This window comes from Mesoflavibacter sp. CH_XMU1422-2, from assembly GCF_037029245.1.
In the GTDB taxonomy this organism is placed as follows: Bacteria; Bacteroidota; Bacteroidia; order Flavobacteriales; family Flavobacteriaceae; genus Mesoflavibacter; species Mesoflavibacter zeaxanthinifaciens.
The window spans coordinates 291,557-310,039 of the sequence record NZ_JAYMEE010000034.1; the positions used below are offsets into that span (position 1 = coordinate 291,557).

Genomic DNA, 18,483 nt, shown 5'->3' on the forward strand with positions numbered 1-18,483 from the left:
GTCTTCTTTTTTAAAGTGAAAAACTTTCTCCGCAACCGCAAGTACGGTTGGCATTAGGGTTATTAAACACAAATCCAGTTCCGTTTAATCCTCCTGAATATTCTAAAGTGGTACCTATTAGGTATAAAAAACTTTTTTTGTCAACAATAATTTTAACCTCATTGTCTTCAAAAACTTTATCTTCTTCTGCTTTGGTTTTGTCAAACTTTAAATCGTAAGATAAACCAGAGCAACCACCACTTTTTACACCAACTCTTATGTAGTCAGTGCTAGGATTAAAGCCATCATCATTCATTAATTCGATGACTTTCTTTTTTGCTGTATCAGAAACTTTTATCATACCTGTTTATTAGAGTTTATCTAAATAGAATGCAAAGATACAATTTAAGTCTCTGTTTACCATATTTAGTAACATTATATTAATAAATAGGCAGATTGATTTTTCTTATTGAGGAAGAAATGCGGGATTGTTTATAAATGAAGGGTCAGAAAGTGATAACAAGAAAGCTTTTAAGTTGTTCTTGTCTTCTTCTGAAAGTTGAACGCCACCTTGCTCTACTTTTTTCATTAAAGGATCAATAGTTGAAGAATTTTGAAGACCGCTACTGTAGTGTTCTATAACATCGTCTAATGTTAGAAATCTACCGTCGTGCATATATGGTGCAGTGTAAGCTAAATTACGTAGTGTTGGTGACCTAAACTTACCATTATCATTAGGATTGCCTGTAACTGCGCCCAAGCCTAAGTCTGTAAAAGTAGCATCTAGACCATTGTTGTGAAATTGATTGTCTGTCCAAAGCGGATTGTTAGGATTACCATGACAATGGAAACAATCACCACGTTCTTCATCCATAAACACATTTAAACCTTCTTGTTCTTGAGCAGTTAATGTGGCTTCTCCATTTAGAAATTTATCAAATTTTGAATTACCAGAAATTAAAGTACGCTCAAATTGTGCAATTGCTTTTGTTACTAAGTCTTTTGTAATAGTTGAAGTACCAAACGCTTGGTTGAATAAATTTGGATATTCTGGATGGTTGTTTAGTCTGTCTTCTACATCACTCCATGAAGGATTTTCTAGCTCAATTGGATTGGTAACAGGTTCTAATGCTTGATGTTCTAGTCCTAATGCGCGTCCGTCCCAAAAGTATTTGTCATCAAAATTCCATGCTAAATTAATTAAAGGCATACTATTGCGATTACCAAAATTACCTGAAACACCTATGCTAAATTTATTAGAGTCTGAAAATCCATTTTGTGGCATATGGCAACTTGCACAAGCTTTTGTGTTATCTACAGATAGAATACGATCGTAAAATAAGCGTTTTCCTAAAGAAACACCTTCTTCTGTCATTGGGTTGTCAAAAGGAATAATTGGATCTATTAATAATTGGTCAAAATGTTGCGGTACTTCTAATTGATATGGTATAGGTACATAATCATTCTCATTATTAGCTACGTCTTCAGATTTTGAACACGAACAAATAATAATTGTTAATAGGCAATATGTAATCCAATATTTCATTAATATTTATTGTATAATTTCACCTAAGCTAAATACAGATAATACATTTTCTTGCATCATTTTTTGTGCAGTATAATTAGGCATTAGTGGTGTGTCTAATACGTTTAAATCCCAAGTGTTTGGATTGGTAAAAAATTGGGCAATATTCATTTTAACTTCAATTGTTGCATTGTTTGAAATAGTGAATGACTCTGAAAATATTATTGTTGCAAAATTTTGCTCAAAAACACCTTCGCTTACTCTTGCAGTTCCATTATGATAGTTAAAAGGTGAAGGGTTAGTTGTGTTAACATTATATATGCCATCAAATTGTAAAAAGTGATAACCGCCACCAAGCATGTCTGGCCAATTCCAAGAAGCAATATTTAAATCTGGATAAGCACCGTTTATATTATCTTGTTCGTTAAATCCCCAAATAAATTTAAGTTGATAATTACCTAGTGGAACAGCATTGGTTTCTGGAGAGAAATCATATGTATCTTCGTTTGATAAATCTGTAAATTTATAACCATCAAATACATAGCTAAGGTTGTTATCTGTATTAATTAATTCAATACGAGAGATAAGGTATCTTATTCTGTCAATGTTTATTACTTCTCCGTTTTCGTTTGTTAGGTCTAAGTTTTCAAAGTTAGAACTATCTAATAATTGGTCATTCCAATTGTGTGTAAATTTAAAACTAACACTAGCATTTGTTTCTGCTACAGCATTGTCGTCTACATCTTCACTACATGCAGCTAGAGTTAAAAATAAAGCTATTAATGTTGTTATTTTTTTCATTTAATTTAATGTTGTTATAATTAAGTCTTCAAAACCTTTGTTTTCTGGTATGTCAATATCGTTACTGCTAGAGACGCCAACAACTACAATTTTACCATTGTCTAATTGAGTAATTCCATGTCCGTAATCTATGTTGCTTCCTCCAGATGATGTTTGCCAATTTAAATCACCATTAGAATTAGTTTTAAATACCCAAATATCATTTTGTCCATTATTTTGGGTGAGTTGTCCTGTGCCACTTCTAGAGCTTCCGCTGTAAATATATCCGTTTTCTAAATCAGAAATAACAGCTCGACCAACATCAAAACTTTCTCCTCCATAATTGGTTTCTTGTAGAAGTTGACCAGAATCATCAATTATAATAGACCATACGTCTGCAGCACCTAAACTGTTTGAGATATCTGCATCTTCACTTCTTGTGTCACCAACAATTAGATAATTACCATTATTAGTTTTTATTATCTTACGTGCTTCGTCTATTTGAGAGCCACCATAATTTTTTTTCCATTCTAAAATACCTTGACTATTTATTTTGATAACCCAAAAATCGTAAGAACCGATGTTGTTTGAAACGTCAAAATCGGTGCTGTCTGAGGATCCTATAATTATAAAGCCACTATCTTCTGTTTGTATTGTGTCGTAAGGCGTATCTGAGAAAGAACCGCCAAAATATTTACTCCATTGAAGGTTGCCTGTTTCATCTATTTTTAAAGCCCAATAGTCGCCGCCAGCATGTAAGGTTTGATTGCTTCTGGTGTTACCTTCTCCTCCAGAAGCAGTAACGTCTAAAACACCTGTTAAAAAATAACCGTTGTCATTTGTTTGTATTATTGATAATCCGTAATCTAAACCAGAATAGCCATAAGTTTTTTCCCATTCAATATTACCTTGAGGATCTGTTTTAAATACCCAAAAATCTTGTTGACCAGCATTATTACTTACGTCTCCATCGTTGCTAAAAGTGTATCCTATTACAATAAATCCACCATCGTTAGTTTGGATAATATCATTAGCTTTTTCATCATTACTACCTCCGTAAGTTTTGTTCCATAGTAAATTGTTGCTAGCGTCAAATTTTAATAACCATGCATCATAACTTTCGTCAGACTTGTTTGTGATATCGCCATTTACAGATTGTGTATATCCAACAACAGCGTATCCGCCATCAGATGTTTTTATTACTGCTTCTGCGCTATCATTTTTTGAACCGCCAAAAGTTGATATGTTTTCTATGCTTCCTGTTGTTGTCACTTCTGGAGTTTCTTGTTCTTGTTGAGGTTGAGGTGTGTCATCTTCAGTTTTACAAGAAGTTAAAACTAAGGCTAAAGCAATTATGATTAGATAAATATTTTTCATTTAATTACTTTTTCTAACAATTAAAAGTCCAGCATCAATATCTCCTATTATTATATTTTCACTCTCAAAATAAGGATATACACTCCATGCGCCATTAAAATCAGGATTGTCATCTGCAGGATAAGTATCAAAAAAACCAGTTTCTACAAGAGCGTTGGATGCTGCAGACACATTACTAATGTCTAATACTCTTAGACCTGCACGATAGTTGGCTAAATAATATTCGTTTCCTTTTACATAACCGTTATGATCAATTGCTGGTGTTGGTCCAAAATATGTTGAAGATAATGAAGGGTTATCTAAATCGTTAAAGTCAAAAACTAAAGTCTTTGTGTTAAAGCCATAGGTAATTTCGTCTACCTCATCACCTAAAATAAAATAGGCTTGATCCTCTGTAAACCAGCCTTGATGTGCATAAGCTGTTTGAGGATAAGATATACTGCTTATTTGAGTGATGTTAGACTTATCTGTAACATCTAAAATTATAACTTGATCTGTATTGCCATTACTACCTATGTATATTTGATGTCCAGTGTAGTCGCTGTCTGGTCCGTTATATGTAACAACTTGCGCATCATGAGAGTAGCCTGCTGAGTTATATTCGCCTAAGTATGTCGGGTTTAAAGGGTCAGTAATGTCTACAAATATAGGACCTCCATTATTATTGGTACATCCAACAAGATACGCTACACCTTCCTCTTCATTAATGACTATGTTGTGACAGCTATCTACACCATTAAAGGTTGTATCTGCAGTAAATGTTACTGGTGTAGAAGTAAGGTTTCTTAGCCTAGTAAGATCAAAGACCTGCATCCCATGCGTGCCTGCATTATCTGCAACAATAAAAGCGTAGTTATTATAAGTTTTAACATCTCTCCATATACTTGAAGTTGTGTTTGTTTCAAGTCTACCTAAAAATATAGGGTTTGTTGCATCAGTAACATCTATAAATGCTGTGCTGTTAGTTAAAGCGGCTATTGCATATTCTTTTTGGGTTGATGGGTCTGTCCATCCCCAAATATCATTACCTCTTGCTGCAGTAGATCCGCTTAAAGTTAGAACATCTATTTCTCCCATTAAATCAAAGCCATTACAGGGATAATTTCCTGCTAATCCATCAATACAGGGTGATTGAGAGCTTTGTGTACTGTTGTTAGGCTGTGTTGAGGTAATCTCTTCATTTTCTGAACAACTAAGGCTTAATAAAAGAATAACTATTAAACTTATTGTTTTGTAAAAGTGTTTTATTTTAAGCTTAAAGTTGTTCATTTTTTGTTATTTATTGATTATCAATTTTTTAGATATTCTATCGTTTATTCTGACAATATAAATCCCATTATTATAATTGTCTGTTGGTAAAACGAAGTTTCTGGCATTGATATTGTTTTTATCAAATACCTTTTTACCAAGTACATTAAATATTTGAACAGTCATTATTTTTTTTGTGCTGTTACTTGTTAATTTACTTTTACCCTTCGTTGGGTTAGGAGACATTGAAAAATTATTAGTAATTTCAAATTCTTTAGTATTTAATGAATTCTCACTTTCTCTAACCACAAATAAGCCGCTTTCTATATCACTAATAATGATATTACCGCTTGCGAAATAAGGGTAGATACTCCACGCGCCATTAAAAGCTGTGCTGTTACTAGATGGGTAAGTATCAAAATAACCAATTTCTGTCATGGAGTTAGAAGTTGTGTTTACTGTTGAAATATCTACTACACGCATGCCAGCACGATAATTTGCTAAGTAAAACTTGTTACCTTTAATGTAACCATTATGGTCTATTGCATCTGAAGGGCCATAATATGTTGATAATAATGATGGGTTATCTAAATCATTAACATCAAACACTAAAGTTCGTGTATTGTTTCCAAAATTCATTTCGTCTGTTTCGTCTCCAAAAATGAAATATTTATGATCTTCTGTAAACCAACCTTGATGGGCATAGCCTGGACTTGGATATGTAATTTCTGAAATAAACTGCGGATTGCTTTTGTCTGTAACATCTAAAAACACAACTTTATCATTAGATCCTCCATTACTAGCTGCTAAAATTTGTCTACCTATATAACTAGAAACTCCAGTAACATTACTAGCGTTTGTGTCTGGTCCATTATAAGTTATAACTTGTGCGTCATGTGTATATCCGCTTGCAGCATAACTACCACTAATAGTTGGCGTGCTAGGGTTAGAAATGTCTACAAATATAGGTCCGCCACTAACTGCGTTACAGCCTACCAGATAAGCGGTTGCGTCATCTTCATTGATAACTATATTATGACAGCTGCCAATGTTAATTCCGTTATCGCCACTAAATACTACAACTCCACCATCATTTATCGCACTTGTAAATGTTAAATCAGGATTTGGACCATTTCTTAAATTGGTTAAATCAAAAACTTGCATGCCATGATTACCTACACCATCAGCAACAATATAAGCATGATTATTATATACTTTTACATCTCGCCAATAGGATGTGTTTCCGTTAGCGGTTTCAACTCTGCCTAAAAAAATTGGATTTATTGGGTCTGAAACATCAACAAAAGCAGTGCTATTTGTTGTGCTAATAATAGCATATTCTTTTCCGTCTAACGGATCTGTCCATCCCCAAATATCACTACCTTCTTCTGTACCTAATGTGGTTGCTAAGACAGAAATTGGTACTCTAGATAGCAAGTCGTAACCGTTGCAAGGGTAAGATGTTGTTACGCCATTTATTGTATGGGAAGCAAATCCATTTTCACATGGAGATTGTGCATGAGCGAAACAGATAAAAAGACTAAAAGCTATAAATGGTAATTTTTTTAAATAATTCATTTAGGTTAAGTTCTGATATTGAGATTTTAGCAAATTTAACAGAAATACTAATAATTAAGTAAAATTTGTAGTTAATTTAGATTTATGCTAACTATTAATTATAACAATTAATCTTACTTTTTACCTACCTTTTAAAATAGCCTTAGTATTTTTGCACTATGATAGAAGATAAAAATCAACAACGTACAGATTTAGGTCAAATAGGAGAATTTGGCTTGATAGACCATTTAGCTAAAAATTTTGAAATCAAACAATCATCAACTATTAAAGGAATTGGCGATGACGCTGCTGTTTTAGATTTTAAAGGAGATAAAGTTGTAGTATCAACAGATTTTTTAGTTGAAGGTGTGCATTTTGATCTGTCCTACATGCCTTTAAAGCACCTAGGTTACAAAGCAGTTATGGTTAATTTATCTGATATTTATGCAATGAATGCACAAGCTTCTCAAGTTACTGTGTCTATTGCAGTTTCTAATAGGTTTCCGTTAGAGGCTATAGAAGAGCTTTACGCAGGTATACAAACAGCTTGCAATATTTATGGCGTAGATTTAGTAGGAGGAGACACTACAAGTTCTACATCTGGACTAGTAATTTCTGTTACAGCTATAGGTCATGTAGATAAAGATAATGAGGTATATCGTAGTGGAGCTAAACCAAACGATTTGCTTGTGGTTACTGGAGATTTAGGTGCTGCTTATTTAGGACTTCAAGTTTTAGAACGCGAAAAAGAAGTGTTTAAAGTAAACCCTCAAAATCAACCAGATTTAGATCAGTATACTTATTTGGTAGAAAGACAACTTAAACCAGAAGCAAGAAAGGATATTGTTAAGTTATTAAAGGATTTAGATGTAAAACCTACATCTATGATTGATATTAGTGATGGTTTATCTTCAGAAATACTTCATATATGTAAAAATAGTGACGTAGGTTGCGATCTATACGAAACCAAAATACCTTTAGATCCTCAAGTTATTGCTACTTGTGAAGAATTTAATATCGATAGTACAACAATAGCTTTAAACGGAGGTGAGGATTATGAGCTTTTAATGACGATAGGCCAAGAAGATTTCCCGAAAATAAAAGCAAATCCAAATTTAACTGTCATTGGTTATATTACTGAAAAAAATGCAGGAGCACACTTAGTTACAAGAGCAGATCAAAAGATTGAGTTGCAAGCTCAAGGATGGAAAAGTTTTAAATCTACAGAAGATTAAGACGTCATTTTAAATTGAGGGTAATCAATCCTTTGTCTAGACAACCTAATTAGTTTGTTGTTATGTATTCGTTCTAAAACGGAATTAATTTCTTTAAATTTAGGAGTTAATTCTGTTAAGTCACCGTTGCTATTGGTGGTCATTTCTTTTTTGCAATTGCAACATTTGTACTCTTTAACATGATAGGTGATGTTTTTACTCACCTGAAAGTTGTGTCCAAAAATAGCACAGTATAGACTACTGCGATTAGTTGTTTGGTTGTCTACTTTTCTCATCGGTGTATGTTTGTTTTAGATAGCTTTGGGGCTAAAAGATTAAAAATGTAGTAGTTAACATTTCGAATGTAAATAATAAAATCTAAAACACCGACAAAAAGTTATATTTTTTCGATGAAATGCACTATTTCTTGTAAGAAATCACCTCCATTTTCAATATAAGACATATGTCCGCCTTCTAAAATGCTAATATTTAGAAGATTAATAGGTTTTAAAGATTCAAGGTCTTCTAAGCTTAAAATTGGGTCGTTTTTACCGGCAATAATTAGTTTTTTACAGTTAAGCTGTTTTAAAACTTCGGTTCTATCTTTTCTTAGCTTCATACCTTCTTGAGTGGCAATATAACCTTGTAAAGGTGTTTTTAAAGCTTCTGTTTTTAAGGCTTCAATGTCTTCACTAAATAATTCTCTATTTTTTTCATAAAATAAATTACTAATAGACATACTAACCAAGCTTTCGTAGTTTTTCTTTGCTGCTTTTATAGCTCGTGTTCTAGTATCATAACGTAACTGGCTATCAGCAAATGGTGTCGAGTTCATTAAGCATAACCCATTAATGTATTCGGGATGTTTTTCGGCGAAAGCCAAAGCAACGTAACCGCCTAAAGAGTGACCTATTACTGTAAAGTTTTTAATATTTAATTGGGTTATTAATGCATGTATCATGTCTGCATTATCTTCCATAGTATGAATATAACCTAAGCAATCGGTTTGACCATGACCTAATAAATCTACAGTTATTATTCTGTTAGTATATTTTAATGTGTCAACTAAAGCATTCCACATGGTGCTGTTTTCTAAAAAACCATGGATTAATACTATTGTATCGCCTTGACCAATATCGTTATAAGAAACCGTAATGTTTTTGTAGGTTGTTGTCATAGTTTGCAAATATAAGTTAAGAGCGTAAAAAGTAGCTCAAGGATTTATTATATTTGAAGACTTTCAACTTAAAATTTTTAAAATGAAATTAAATAAAATCACTTTCATTTTTGCCTTTTTTACATGTTTGTTTTTACAAGCTCAAATCGAAGAAAAGCAATTAGATAAATTAGTAGAAAAAACTTTAAAAACCTTTGATGTTCCTGGCATTTCTGCTGGTATTTTAAAAGATGGAAAAGTGGTCTACGCAAAAGGACATGGTGTTAGAGCATTGTCTAACCAAAAAGAAATGAATGAAAACACTTTAGTCGGTATTGCGTCAAACAGTAAAGGGTTTACCTGTTTTGCATTAGCAATGATGGTAGACCAAGGTAAATTAAGTTGGGACGATAAAGTTACAAAACACATTCCTGAATTTAGACTATACGATGCTTGGGTAACCCAAAATTTTACGGTTAGAGATTTAGTTACGCACAGAAGTGGACTTGGTTTAGGTGCAGGAGATTTAATGTTTTTTCCAGAAAACGACCATTTTGATGTGCAAAAAGTAATTGATAATTTAAAGTATATCGAGCCAAGTACCTCGTTTAGAAGTACGTTTGAATACAATAACAATATGTTTATCGTTGCTGGTGAAGTTTTAAAACGTGTAAGCGGATTATCTTGGGAAGATTTTATAGAAACTAAAATCTTAAAACCTGTTGGGATGACTAACAGTAAAGCTGCTTACAGTCGTGTGACCGATAAGTCTAATATAATCGAAGCACATACGATGGCTGATGGTAAATTAGAAGAAATTCCGCATGATTGGGATGATACTGCTAATGCTGCTGGTGGAATTGTAAGTAACGTTACCGATATGCTAACTTGGGCAAAATTTTTAATGAATGATGCCGTAACCGAAAACGGAGAACGTTTATTAAGTGAAGATCAATTACACGAGCTTTGGCAACTACAAACACCATTAAAAGCTAGAGCCAATGACAGTTACAATTCTAATTTTAGAGGGTATGGTTTAGGTTGGTTTGTAACCGATGTAAAAGGCGGATATAAACAAGTGTATCACACTGGCGGGTTATTAGGAACAGTGACCCAATTTACTATCATACCAGAACTAAATTTAGGAATAGTTGTCTTAACTAATCAAATGAATGGTTCTGCATTTACCACTATAACCAACACCATTAAAGATACGTATTTAGGTTACGAAGATAGAGACTGGTTAGACAAATTAGGACAAAGCAACAAAGATTGGTATAAGTACAACGATAGTATCAAAACCGAAGTGTTTAATAAAGTTGAAATGATGAAATCAAGCCCAATTGTACCTAAATCAGAACAAATTACAGGTACGTTTACCGATGCTTGGTTTGGTGATACGGTGATTAAAGAAGAAGGTGAAGATTTGTTAATTTCATCGGAAAACTCTAAAACTATTAAAGGTCAATTATTACCATATAACGCGACTACTTTTGTTGTAAAATGGGATAATCGTAGTTATGATGCCGATTGTTTTATGCAATTTACTTTTGATGAAAAGGGTAAAGCACAAAGCGCTACCCTAAAACCAATTGCACCAATTACAGATTTTAGTTACGATTTTGAAGATTTGTTTTTAAAGAGAACGGAGTAGTTAATTCTTCAAATTTTTAATCACAGAAAACGCTTTATCTACCACGTGATCTTCAACCAATACAGTAAACTCATTGGTAGTAGAAACCACTTCGTAAATCGGGATGTTTTCCCAAGCTAAGCGCTTAAAAATTTGATAATACAAACCAGATACTTTAGAGTTGTCTTTAGGTAGTCTTACGCTTATTGCAGACAAGCCTTCTTGCAATCCTATTTGAATTTCGCCTTTAAAACGTTTTAAAACTTGCTTGTTTTCAGAGCTAGAAATAATAATGTTACTCTCGTAAATTCCTCTGGTAAACGCATAAAAAATGTCTTTGTTCGTTTCGACTTGTTCTAAAATTTTGGTGTGACATTGTATTAAGGTTTCCGAGTTTTGAAACGTAAAATCACTAAGGTTAGAACGTACCGTAATATCACCAAGTTTTTGAAGCGTCGTTTTTAGTTTTAAAGAATGACGTAAATTATTTGGTGTATTGTAACGTCTTAATGCCATCATAATAGCGCCAGACTTTACGGGTTTTCTTAGCATATTGCTAATAGGTTCGCGTAGCTCTTCTGCTAAAGCAGAATAATTTATAATACTGCGTGTTAAAGCTTCTTCTAAAAATGGTTGTGCAATTAAGATATCTTCAACGCAAGATGAAATGGTTTTCATGATGTTAATTATTTAACAATTTGTGTAAAAGTAGTATAATTTTTTCATTTTTAAGGATATTGCTAAGGTTAATAGTAGTTTAGCATTCTAAATAATAAAAAAATGTTAGTATTAAAATTTGGTGGTACATCTGTAGGTAGTGTAGAAAGCATGATTAATGTTAAAAACATTATTAATGATGGTAAGAAAAAAGTGGTTGTATTATCTGCAATGTCTGGTACTACAAATGCGTTGGTTAATATTTCTGAGCAATTAAGGCAAAATAATGCCGAAGAAGCAATAGTGTTACTTGATCAATTACATAAAACATATAAAAATACTATAGATCAGTTAATAACTAATCCAACATTTAATGCAGAAGTTAATGCATATGTGTCCAATATTTTTGAAGTTTTAACGCAAAATACCAATAATGAATATAATCGCTTAACATACAATACATTTGTAGCGCAAGGCGAAAGATTATCAACCTATATCTTTACTAGATATTTACATCAAGAAGGTATCGATGCTTGTTTGATTTCGGCATTAGATTTTATGCGAATTGATAAAACTAACGAGCCTGATAATTTTTATATTCAACAAAATTTAAACCGCATCCTTTTTGAGAATTCCGAATCTCAAATCTACATCACACAAGGTTTTATTTGTCGTGATGCAGATGGGAATATTGCAAATTTACAACGTGGCGGAAGCGATTACACCGCAACTATAATTGGTGCAATATTAAAAGCCGAAGAAGTACAAATTTGGACTGATATTGATGGATTTCATAACAACGATCCGCGTTTTGTAGAAAACACAACAGCAATCTCTAATTTGTCTTTTGACGAATCTGCTGAGTTGGCATATTTTGGAGCCAAAATCTTACATCCGCAAACGGTAATGCCAGTTAGTGCTTTTGATATACCTGTGCGATTAAAAAACACTATGTCGCCAAATGCACACGGTACGTTAATTACTAACCAAGTACATGGCGAAGGTATTAAAGCAATAGCTGCAAAAGATGGCATTACGGCAATCAAAATTAAATCTGCTAGAATGTTATTAGCGCACGGATTCTTAAAGAAAGTTTTTGAAATTTTTGAGCGTTACGAAACTTCTATAGACATGATTACCACATCTGAAATTGCAGTATCATTAACCATAGACAACACTACTTATTTACAAGATATTGTTAGCGAGCTTAATGCTTTTGCGCATGTTGAGGTAGACGATTTTATGAGTATTGTATGTTTGGTAGGAAACGCAATTGTTTATCATCCAGATACACCTAATCTGTTTCAAATTTTACAAGATGTTAATGTAAGAATGATTTCTTACGGCGGAAGCAACAATAATATCTCACTATTAATTAATACTAGCGATAAAGTAGAAACTCTTAAAAAACTACAACGCTATGTCTTTGAAAATAACCAAGTTTTAGTTTAAGTTGATTTGAAAAAAAGCGAACCATTTGGTTCGCTTTTTTATGGGTTTTGTTTAAGGTGTTTGGATTTTATTACGTGGTTTGAGTGCTAAACTTAGTAAATAAAATTCGCAAAGATTTTTGTAAATATCCTAGTGCTAAGAGCGATTAATTTTGTGTTACTACAGCAGTTTTTAATTGCATCCACCACATCCACCGCAACTACTACAACCACTATCACAAGAAGAGCAACCTGATGCGTCAAATTCATGATCAAATGAATCTAAAGTGTCATCAAAACTATCAAAATATGAATCAAACATATAATCATCTTCAAAAAAGTCAACATATAACCACCAATCACTATCAGAGTCATAAGTATCACTATATAAAACTTTCTGTTGATTTAGTAATTCTTTGTCGATTGTTTTTAAAAGTTGAAAATCTAAGTTCTTTAAAAGGAAAATATTTCCTCCAATTCTCAATAATAATTCTAATCCTTCCTTTTTATCATTATGAAGCAAATGGTCTATGCTTTTATCAATCTCATTTAAATAGCTTGATATTTCTCTCCTTAGTTTGTTCCCGCTGTCAGTTAGTTTATTTAATCTGAATAAATTTAACAAAAATGATTGCTTAAAATATGGGTTGATTTCTCGATTACTTTTTGTTGTTTTTTTAAAATTCCAGCTACCGTTTGAGGTGTCGTAAGCCATTTTTATAAAATTCTTAAAAAGTATTTGAATTGAAGGACTTTTTATAAATGGACTCAAATAAATTAATTCGTGATTTTTTGGCTGGTATTTATTAAAGTTTTTACCTGGAATAACATAAGTGTAAGTTCTAATGTAATTGTCTCTAGGATGAGATTTTTTATTTATTTCTTTAATTTCAATTACTTTTTTTAGAAGTAAATCCATAAAAGTAAACTTCATTAAATCTTTCAATTGTACAGAAGTACAATCTTTAATTAGCATTGTTTCTGCTGGAGTTATTTGAGATAGTATTTTCATTACTTTTTAAATCGTAGTTTAGGTATTACCCAATTTCTCTTTCTATTAACTCTTGTAAAGTGAATTTCGTTAAATCTAGTATCAATATCAATCCAAATGTCACTTGGTGGTTTTTCATTAAATATTGACTCGTAAAATTCAAGTGTTTTTGAATACTGTTCTTTAAACAAAGGTTTTTCCTCTGAGCCTTTTGTTGGTCCGTGATGAATATCTTTATTTATTGTGTTTTTACAAAGTTCTATCCAATATGATTCTGTGTAAAGTAAATGAAGATGCCAAACTTGGTCAATTTGGTCTGAAGGTGTTTGAGGGAAATCTGAAATAGTAATCAGAAAAATAAATTTTTTGTATTCCAATACTGTTCTCAGCGAATATTCTATTGACCAATTATTTTCTCTTGCTAATCTATCTGTAAAACTGAAAGAAGAATCTATGTCGTCAATTTCAAAATTTTGAATTTTCTTCCATATTTCATTTTGTTGTTCAGTCATTTTTGGGTAATTGTAGCCAACTTTAAGATAAAGCAAGTTTTAAATTCGCATTATCGATTATTAAACGAATATAGAATAAAAATTCAAGCCATCAAAAAAGCGAACCAAACGGTTCGCTTTTTTAAAATCTTTACTAAAGACTATTATTTATTCATAATCTCCTCAATTTCATCTGCTTCAATTGGGATATTTCTCATTAAGTTAAAAGGTTCTCCGGTTTCTTGGATAACGACATCGTCTTCTAGTCTAATACCAAAACCTTCATCTGGTATATAAATACCTGGCTCTACAGTAAAAACATTATTAGCTTGCATAGGCTCGGTTAAAATACCGTAATCATGTGTATCTAATCCCATGTGGTGAGACGTACCGTGCATAAAGTATTTTTTGTAAGCTGGCCAATCTGGGTTTTCGTTTTGTACATCTGCTTTGTCTAATAAGCCTAAACCTATTAACTCGCTAGTCATTAATTTACCAACTTCTACATGGTAATCTGCCCAAATGGTTCCTGGTGTAAGTAGTTTTGTAGCTTCATTTTTTACACGGTTTACAGCGTTGTATACTTCTTTTTGACGTGCTGTAAATTTACCAGACACAGGTATAGTACGAGACATGTCACTACTGTAATTAGCATATTCTGCACCAACATCTAAAAGGATTAAATCACCATCTTTACACTCTTGATTATTTTCTATGTAGTGTAATACGTTTGCATTGTTTCCAGATGCAACAATTGGTGTATAAGCAAAACCACGAGAGCGATTGTTTAAAAATTCATGCATAAACTCGGCTTCAATGTTAAATTCCATAACACCTGGTTTTACAAACTCTAAAATACGTCTAAAACCTTTTTCGGTAATGTTACAAGCGTTTTGTATTAAGTCAATTTCAATTTGATCTTTTACAGAGCGTAAACGTTGTAAAATCGGGTTGCTTTTTGCTACACGATGTGCAGGAAAACGGTCTTTAAGTTTTTTTGTAAAACGGTCTTCGCGTGTTTCGGTTTCAACATTAGCACGGTAATGCTCGTTAGTATTAATGTAAACAGTATCGCATTGCGTCATGATTTCGAATAAAATTTTATCTAAATCTTGTAACCAGTATACGGTTTTGATACCGCTAGTTTCAAACGCTTTTTCTTTGGTTAATTTTTCGCCTTCCCAAACAGCAATATGTTCGTTAGTTTCTTTTAAAAATAAGATTTCGCGATGTTTTGGGTTTGGGCAATCAGGAAAAATAACAAGTACACTTTCTTCTTGATCTACGCCGCTTAAATAAAAAAGATCTCGATTTTGCTGAAATGGTAACGTGCTATCTGCACCAATCGGATAAATATCGTTAGAATTAAAAACTGCTAAACTGCTAGGAAGCATTTTTGCAGCAAAATTTTTACGGTTTTTTATAAAAAGTTCTTTCTCTATTTTATGGTATTTCATTATGATATTGTTTTACTTTCCGCGAAAGCGAAAAGTTATTATCTATTTATTTACTTCAAAAATAAGAAGATTAATTATCTTTAAAGAAAATTATACTAACTATGAAACTTAAACTTCTGTTAATCTTAACAGCACTTTTTACTTTTAGTGTTGAAGCACAACAAAACTTAACGACTTCAAGAGAAGTACAACAAGCTTTAATTAATAAAAAAAAACTTGTAAACGCTTCTTTAGTTAAAAATGTACCTTTTGAAAATATTGGACCTACAGTTATGAGTGGTCGCGTGGTAGATTTGGCTGTAAATCCAGAAAATCCAACCGAATTTTATGTTGGTTACGCATCTGGTGGCGTTTGGCACACTACAAATAATGGTACGTCTTTTACGCCTATTTTAGACAATGCGCAAACCCAAAATGTTGGTGATATTGCTGTAGATTGGAACACTAGAACTATTTGGGTAGGAACAGGAGAAAACAATGCCTCACGATCGTCTTACGCTGGTATAGGAATACTTAAATCTACTGATAACGGAAAATCTTGGCAACATGTTGGTTTACCAAACTCGCAACACGTTGGACGTATATTAATTAATCCTAATAATCCAGAAGAAGTGGTTGTTGGTGTAACGGGTAGTTTGTATTCTAAAAGCGTAGATAGAGGTGTTTACAAAACTAAAGATGGAGGTAAAACATGGATCAAAACATTATATATAGATGATGTTAGCGGAATTATTGACATGCAACATGCTCCAAACGATTATAATATCATGTTTGCTACGTCTTGGACTAAAGATAGAAAAGCTTGGAATTTTGATGGAAGCGGAAATAACTCAGCAATCTATAAAAGTACCGATGCAGGTGAAACTTGGCAAAAAGTATCTACAGAAAAAAGTGGTTTTCCTACTGGGAATGGTGTTGGTCGAATAGGATTAGCAGTTTACGACAGTAATATTGTTTATGCTATACATGATAGTCAATTTAGAAGACCTTCTGAAGGTGAAAAAGATGAAAATAATGGCTTGCAGAAAGACGATTTTAAATCGATGACTAAAGATGCGTTTTTAAAATTAGAAGATAAAAAACTGAATAATTTTTTAAAGACTAACGGATTTCAAGAAAAATACAGAGCAGAAAACGTAAAACAAATGGTGCGCAGCGGTAATGTAAAACCTGCAGATATTGCAGCATATCTAGAAGATGCAAACTCTATGTTGTTTGATACGCCAGTTATTGGCGCAGAAGTATATAAAAGTAATGATGGCGGAATAACTTGGAGCAAAACTCACGATGATTATATAGACGATTTATATTATAGTTACGGATACTATTTTGGACATATTTATGTATCGCCTGCTAATAAAGAACATCTATATATTTATGGTGTGCCTATTTTAAAATCTAAGGATGGTGGTAAAACATTTACTTCGATTTCTGCAGAAAATGTACATGCAGATCATCATGCGCTTTGGATTAATTCAAAAAATCCAAATCATTTAATTAATGGTAACGATGGTGGAGTAAATATTACATATGATGATGGTGAAACTTGGATAAAAAATAACTCACCATCCGTTGGGCAATTTTATGCTATTAATGTAGATAATCAAACACCATATAATGTATACGGAGGTTTGCAGGATAATGGTGTATGGAAAGGTGCAAACAACGCACCAGAAGACAGAAGTTGGCAACAATATGGACAATATCCTTGGGAAATGATTATGGGAGGAGATGGTATGCAAATTGAAATTGATAACCGTAATCCAAATATTGTTTATACAGGTTATCAGTTTGGGAATTATTACCGTCTAAATCTAGATACCGAAGAGCAAACTTACATACAACCAAAGCATCAATTAGGCGAAAGTCCTTACCGTTTTAACTGGCAAACTCCAATACAACTATCAAGTCATAATCAGGATATTTTGTATCTAGGAGGTAATAAATTAATGCGTTCTTTAGATCAAGGAAATACTTGGGAAGCTATTAGCGACGATTTAACTAAAGGCGGTAAAAAAGGAAACGTAGCCTATGGTACATTAACCAGTATTAGTGAATCACCATTTCAATTTGGGTTAATTTATGCAGGTAGTGATGATGGTTTACTTCATATAACTAAAAATGGAGGAGCATCTTGGCAAAATATTTCTACATCTTTTCCTAAAGATCTATGGGTAAGTCGTGTTATAGCATCTTCGCATAAAAAAGAACGTGTTTACGCTACATTAAACGGTTACCGTTGGGATGATTTCTCAGTCTATATTTATAGATCTGATGATTATGGTCAAACGTGGAAAAATATTTCTTCAAACGTACCAATGTCTCCAGTAAACGTGATTAAAGAAGATCCAGTAAATCAAAATATATTGTATTTAGGAACCGATAACGGTGCATATGTATCTTTTAATAAAGGTGAAACTTGGCAAGCGTTTTCTAAAGGTTTACCAGCAGTTGCTGTACATGATTTAGTGATTCATGAAGACACTAATGATTTGTTGTTGGCAACACACGGAAGAAGTATTTATAAAACCAATGTGGCTAATCTTCAAAAATATGATGATGTTGAAAGTGCATCTCAAAACATTTCAATTTTTGATATAAATAATATTAGATATTCTGGACGTTGGGGAAGTAGTTGGAATAAATGGGCTAAACCGTTTGAACCAAAAGTAGTTGTCGAGTTTTATAGTAATATTTCAGGTCAAGCAGATTTTGATATAGTAACAGAAAAAGGAGCAGTTCTATATAGTGATAGTATTAAATTAAATAAAGGATTTAATTATGTAGATTATGGTTTAGAGATTACAGAAAAAGCAAAGAAAAAGCTTTTAAAGGAGAACACTTCCCTTGTTATTAATAAAGCTAAAAATGGAAAATTTTATTTGCCTAAAGGTAAGTATTTTGTAAAAATCAATAATACATCTAAAACGTTTGAAGTAAAGTAAAACTCAGATTAATTAAACTCATTCTAAATAGCGTAAATAAAGC

General features: G+C 32.5%; 16 protein-coding genes. 4 read left to right on the forward strand and 12 right to left on the reverse strand.

Going from position 1 to position 18,483, the window contains the following annotated elements; translation table 11 throughout:
* Positions 1 to 10: 10 nt before the first annotated feature.
* From WA340_RS05410 to WA340_RS05435, 6 genes are all read right to left on the reverse strand, one after another.
* On the reverse strand, positions 11 to 340 hold the full coding sequence (locus tag WA340_RS05410; protein WP_027879140.1) for a HesB/IscA family protein: 330 nt from the start codon (positions 338 to 340) through the stop codon (positions 11 to 13).
* Positions 341 to 445: 105 nt separating this feature from the next.
* The gene (locus WA340_RS05415; RefSeq protein WP_304141055.1) at positions 446 to 1,525 is read right to left on the reverse strand and encodes a cytochrome-c peroxidase; all 1,080 of its coding nucleotides are present in this window, start codon (positions 1,523 to 1,525) and stop codon (positions 446 to 448) included.
* Positions 1,526 to 1,531: 6 nt separating this feature from the next.
* Positions 1,532 to 2,305: an MbnP family protein gene (locus WA340_RS05420; protein ID WP_304141056.1), complete on the reverse strand. Its 774-nt coding sequence runs from the start codon at positions 2,303 to 2,305 to the stop codon at positions 1,532 to 1,534.
* Positions 2,306 to 3,661, reverse strand: a complete 1,356-nt coding sequence (locus WA340_RS05425) for a hypothetical protein (protein WP_336127735.1) — start codon at positions 3,659 to 3,661, stop codon at positions 2,306 to 2,308. It lies immediately after the preceding gene.
* Complete coding sequence (locus tag WA340_RS05430; protein WP_336127737.1) at positions 3,662 to 4,930, reverse strand: choice-of-anchor B family protein; 1,269 nt, start codon at positions 4,928 to 4,930, stop codon at positions 3,662 to 3,664.
* 6 nt (positions 4,931 to 4,936) lie between these two features.
* Positions 4,937 to 6,487 carry a choice-of-anchor B family protein gene (locus tag WA340_RS05435; RefSeq protein ID WP_336127739.1) on the reverse strand — a complete coding sequence of 517 codons (1,551 nt, stop codon included), beginning with the start codon at positions 6,485 to 6,487 and terminating at the stop codon, positions 4,937 to 4,939.
* Positions 6,488 to 6,645: 158 nt separating this feature from the next.
* On the opposite strand from WA340_RS05435, the gene thiL reads away from it, so the two are divergent.
* Positions 6,646 to 7,701, forward strand: coding sequence for a thiamine-phosphate kinase (thiL, locus tag WA340_RS05440; RefSeq protein ID WP_336127741.1), 1,056 nt, complete (start codon positions 6,646 to 6,648; stop codon positions 7,699 to 7,701).
* On the opposite strand, the gene WA340_RS05445 is transcribed toward thiL, so the two are convergent.
* Both WA340_RS05445 and WA340_RS05450 read right to left on the reverse strand, forming a co-directional pair.
* Entirely contained in the window at positions 7,698 to 7,976 is a 279-nt protein-coding gene (locus tag WA340_RS05445; protein ID WP_081653165.1) for a hypothetical protein, read from the reverse strand. The two genes, thiL and WA340_RS05445, sit on opposite strands and share 4 nt — an antisense overlap.
* A 101-nt stretch (positions 7,977 to 8,077) precedes the next feature.
* Positions 8,078 to 8,857 (reverse strand): alpha/beta fold hydrolase, encoded by a 780-nt coding sequence (locus WA340_RS05450; protein ID WP_336127743.1) that lies wholly within the window; start codon positions 8,855 to 8,857, stop codon positions 8,078 to 8,080.
* An 82-nt stretch (positions 8,858 to 8,939) separates the two neighbouring features.
* On the opposite strand from WA340_RS05450, the gene WA340_RS05455 reads away from it, so the two are divergent.
* Complete coding sequence (locus tag WA340_RS05455; RefSeq protein ID WP_336127744.1) at positions 8,940 to 10,490, forward strand: serine hydrolase; 1,551 nt, start codon at positions 8,940 to 8,942, stop codon at positions 10,488 to 10,490.
* On the opposite strand, the gene WA340_RS05460 is transcribed toward WA340_RS05455, so the two are convergent.
* Entirely contained in the window at positions 10,491 to 11,147 is a 657-nt protein-coding gene (locus WA340_RS05460) for a hypothetical protein (protein WP_223077647.1), read from the reverse strand.
* A 102-nt stretch (positions 11,148 to 11,249) separates the two neighbouring features.
* Here WA340_RS05460 and WA340_RS05465 point away from each other — a divergent pair, with 102 nt between their 5' ends.
* Positions 11,250 to 12,578: an aspartate kinase gene (locus tag WA340_RS05465; RefSeq protein WP_336127745.1), complete on the forward strand. Its 1,329-nt coding sequence runs from the start codon at positions 11,250 to 11,252 to the stop codon at positions 12,576 to 12,578.
* Between the two features lie 171 nt (positions 12,579 to 12,749).
* Here WA340_RS05465 and WA340_RS05470 read toward each other — a convergent pair whose 3' ends face one another.
* From WA340_RS05470 to WA340_RS05480, 3 genes are all read right to left on the reverse strand, one after another.
* Positions 12,750 to 13,568 (reverse strand): hypothetical protein, encoded by an 819-nt coding sequence (locus WA340_RS05470; RefSeq protein WP_223077645.1) that lies wholly within the window; start codon positions 13,566 to 13,568, stop codon positions 12,750 to 12,752.
* The gene (locus WA340_RS05475; RefSeq protein ID WP_223077644.1) at positions 13,568 to 14,059 is read right to left on the reverse strand and encodes a glycine-rich domain-containing protein; all 492 of its coding nucleotides are present in this window, start codon (positions 14,057 to 14,059) and stop codon (positions 13,568 to 13,570) included. Before WA340_RS05475 ends, WA340_RS05470 begins: the two co-directional genes overlap by 1 nt.
* Before the next feature lie 143 nt (positions 14,060 to 14,202).
* Complete coding sequence (locus WA340_RS05480) at positions 14,203 to 15,495, reverse strand: aminopeptidase P family protein (protein ID WP_336127746.1); 1,293 nt, start codon at positions 15,493 to 15,495, stop codon at positions 14,203 to 14,205.
* 101 nt (positions 15,496 to 15,596) lie between these two features.
* Here WA340_RS05480 and WA340_RS05485 point away from each other — a divergent pair, with 101 nt between their 5' ends.
* A complete protein-coding gene (locus WA340_RS05485; RefSeq protein ID WP_336127748.1) occupies positions 15,597 to 18,440 on the forward strand; it encodes a VPS10 domain-containing protein in 2,844 nt (947 codons plus the stop codon).
* Positions 18,441 to 18,483 lie beyond the last annotated feature (43 nt).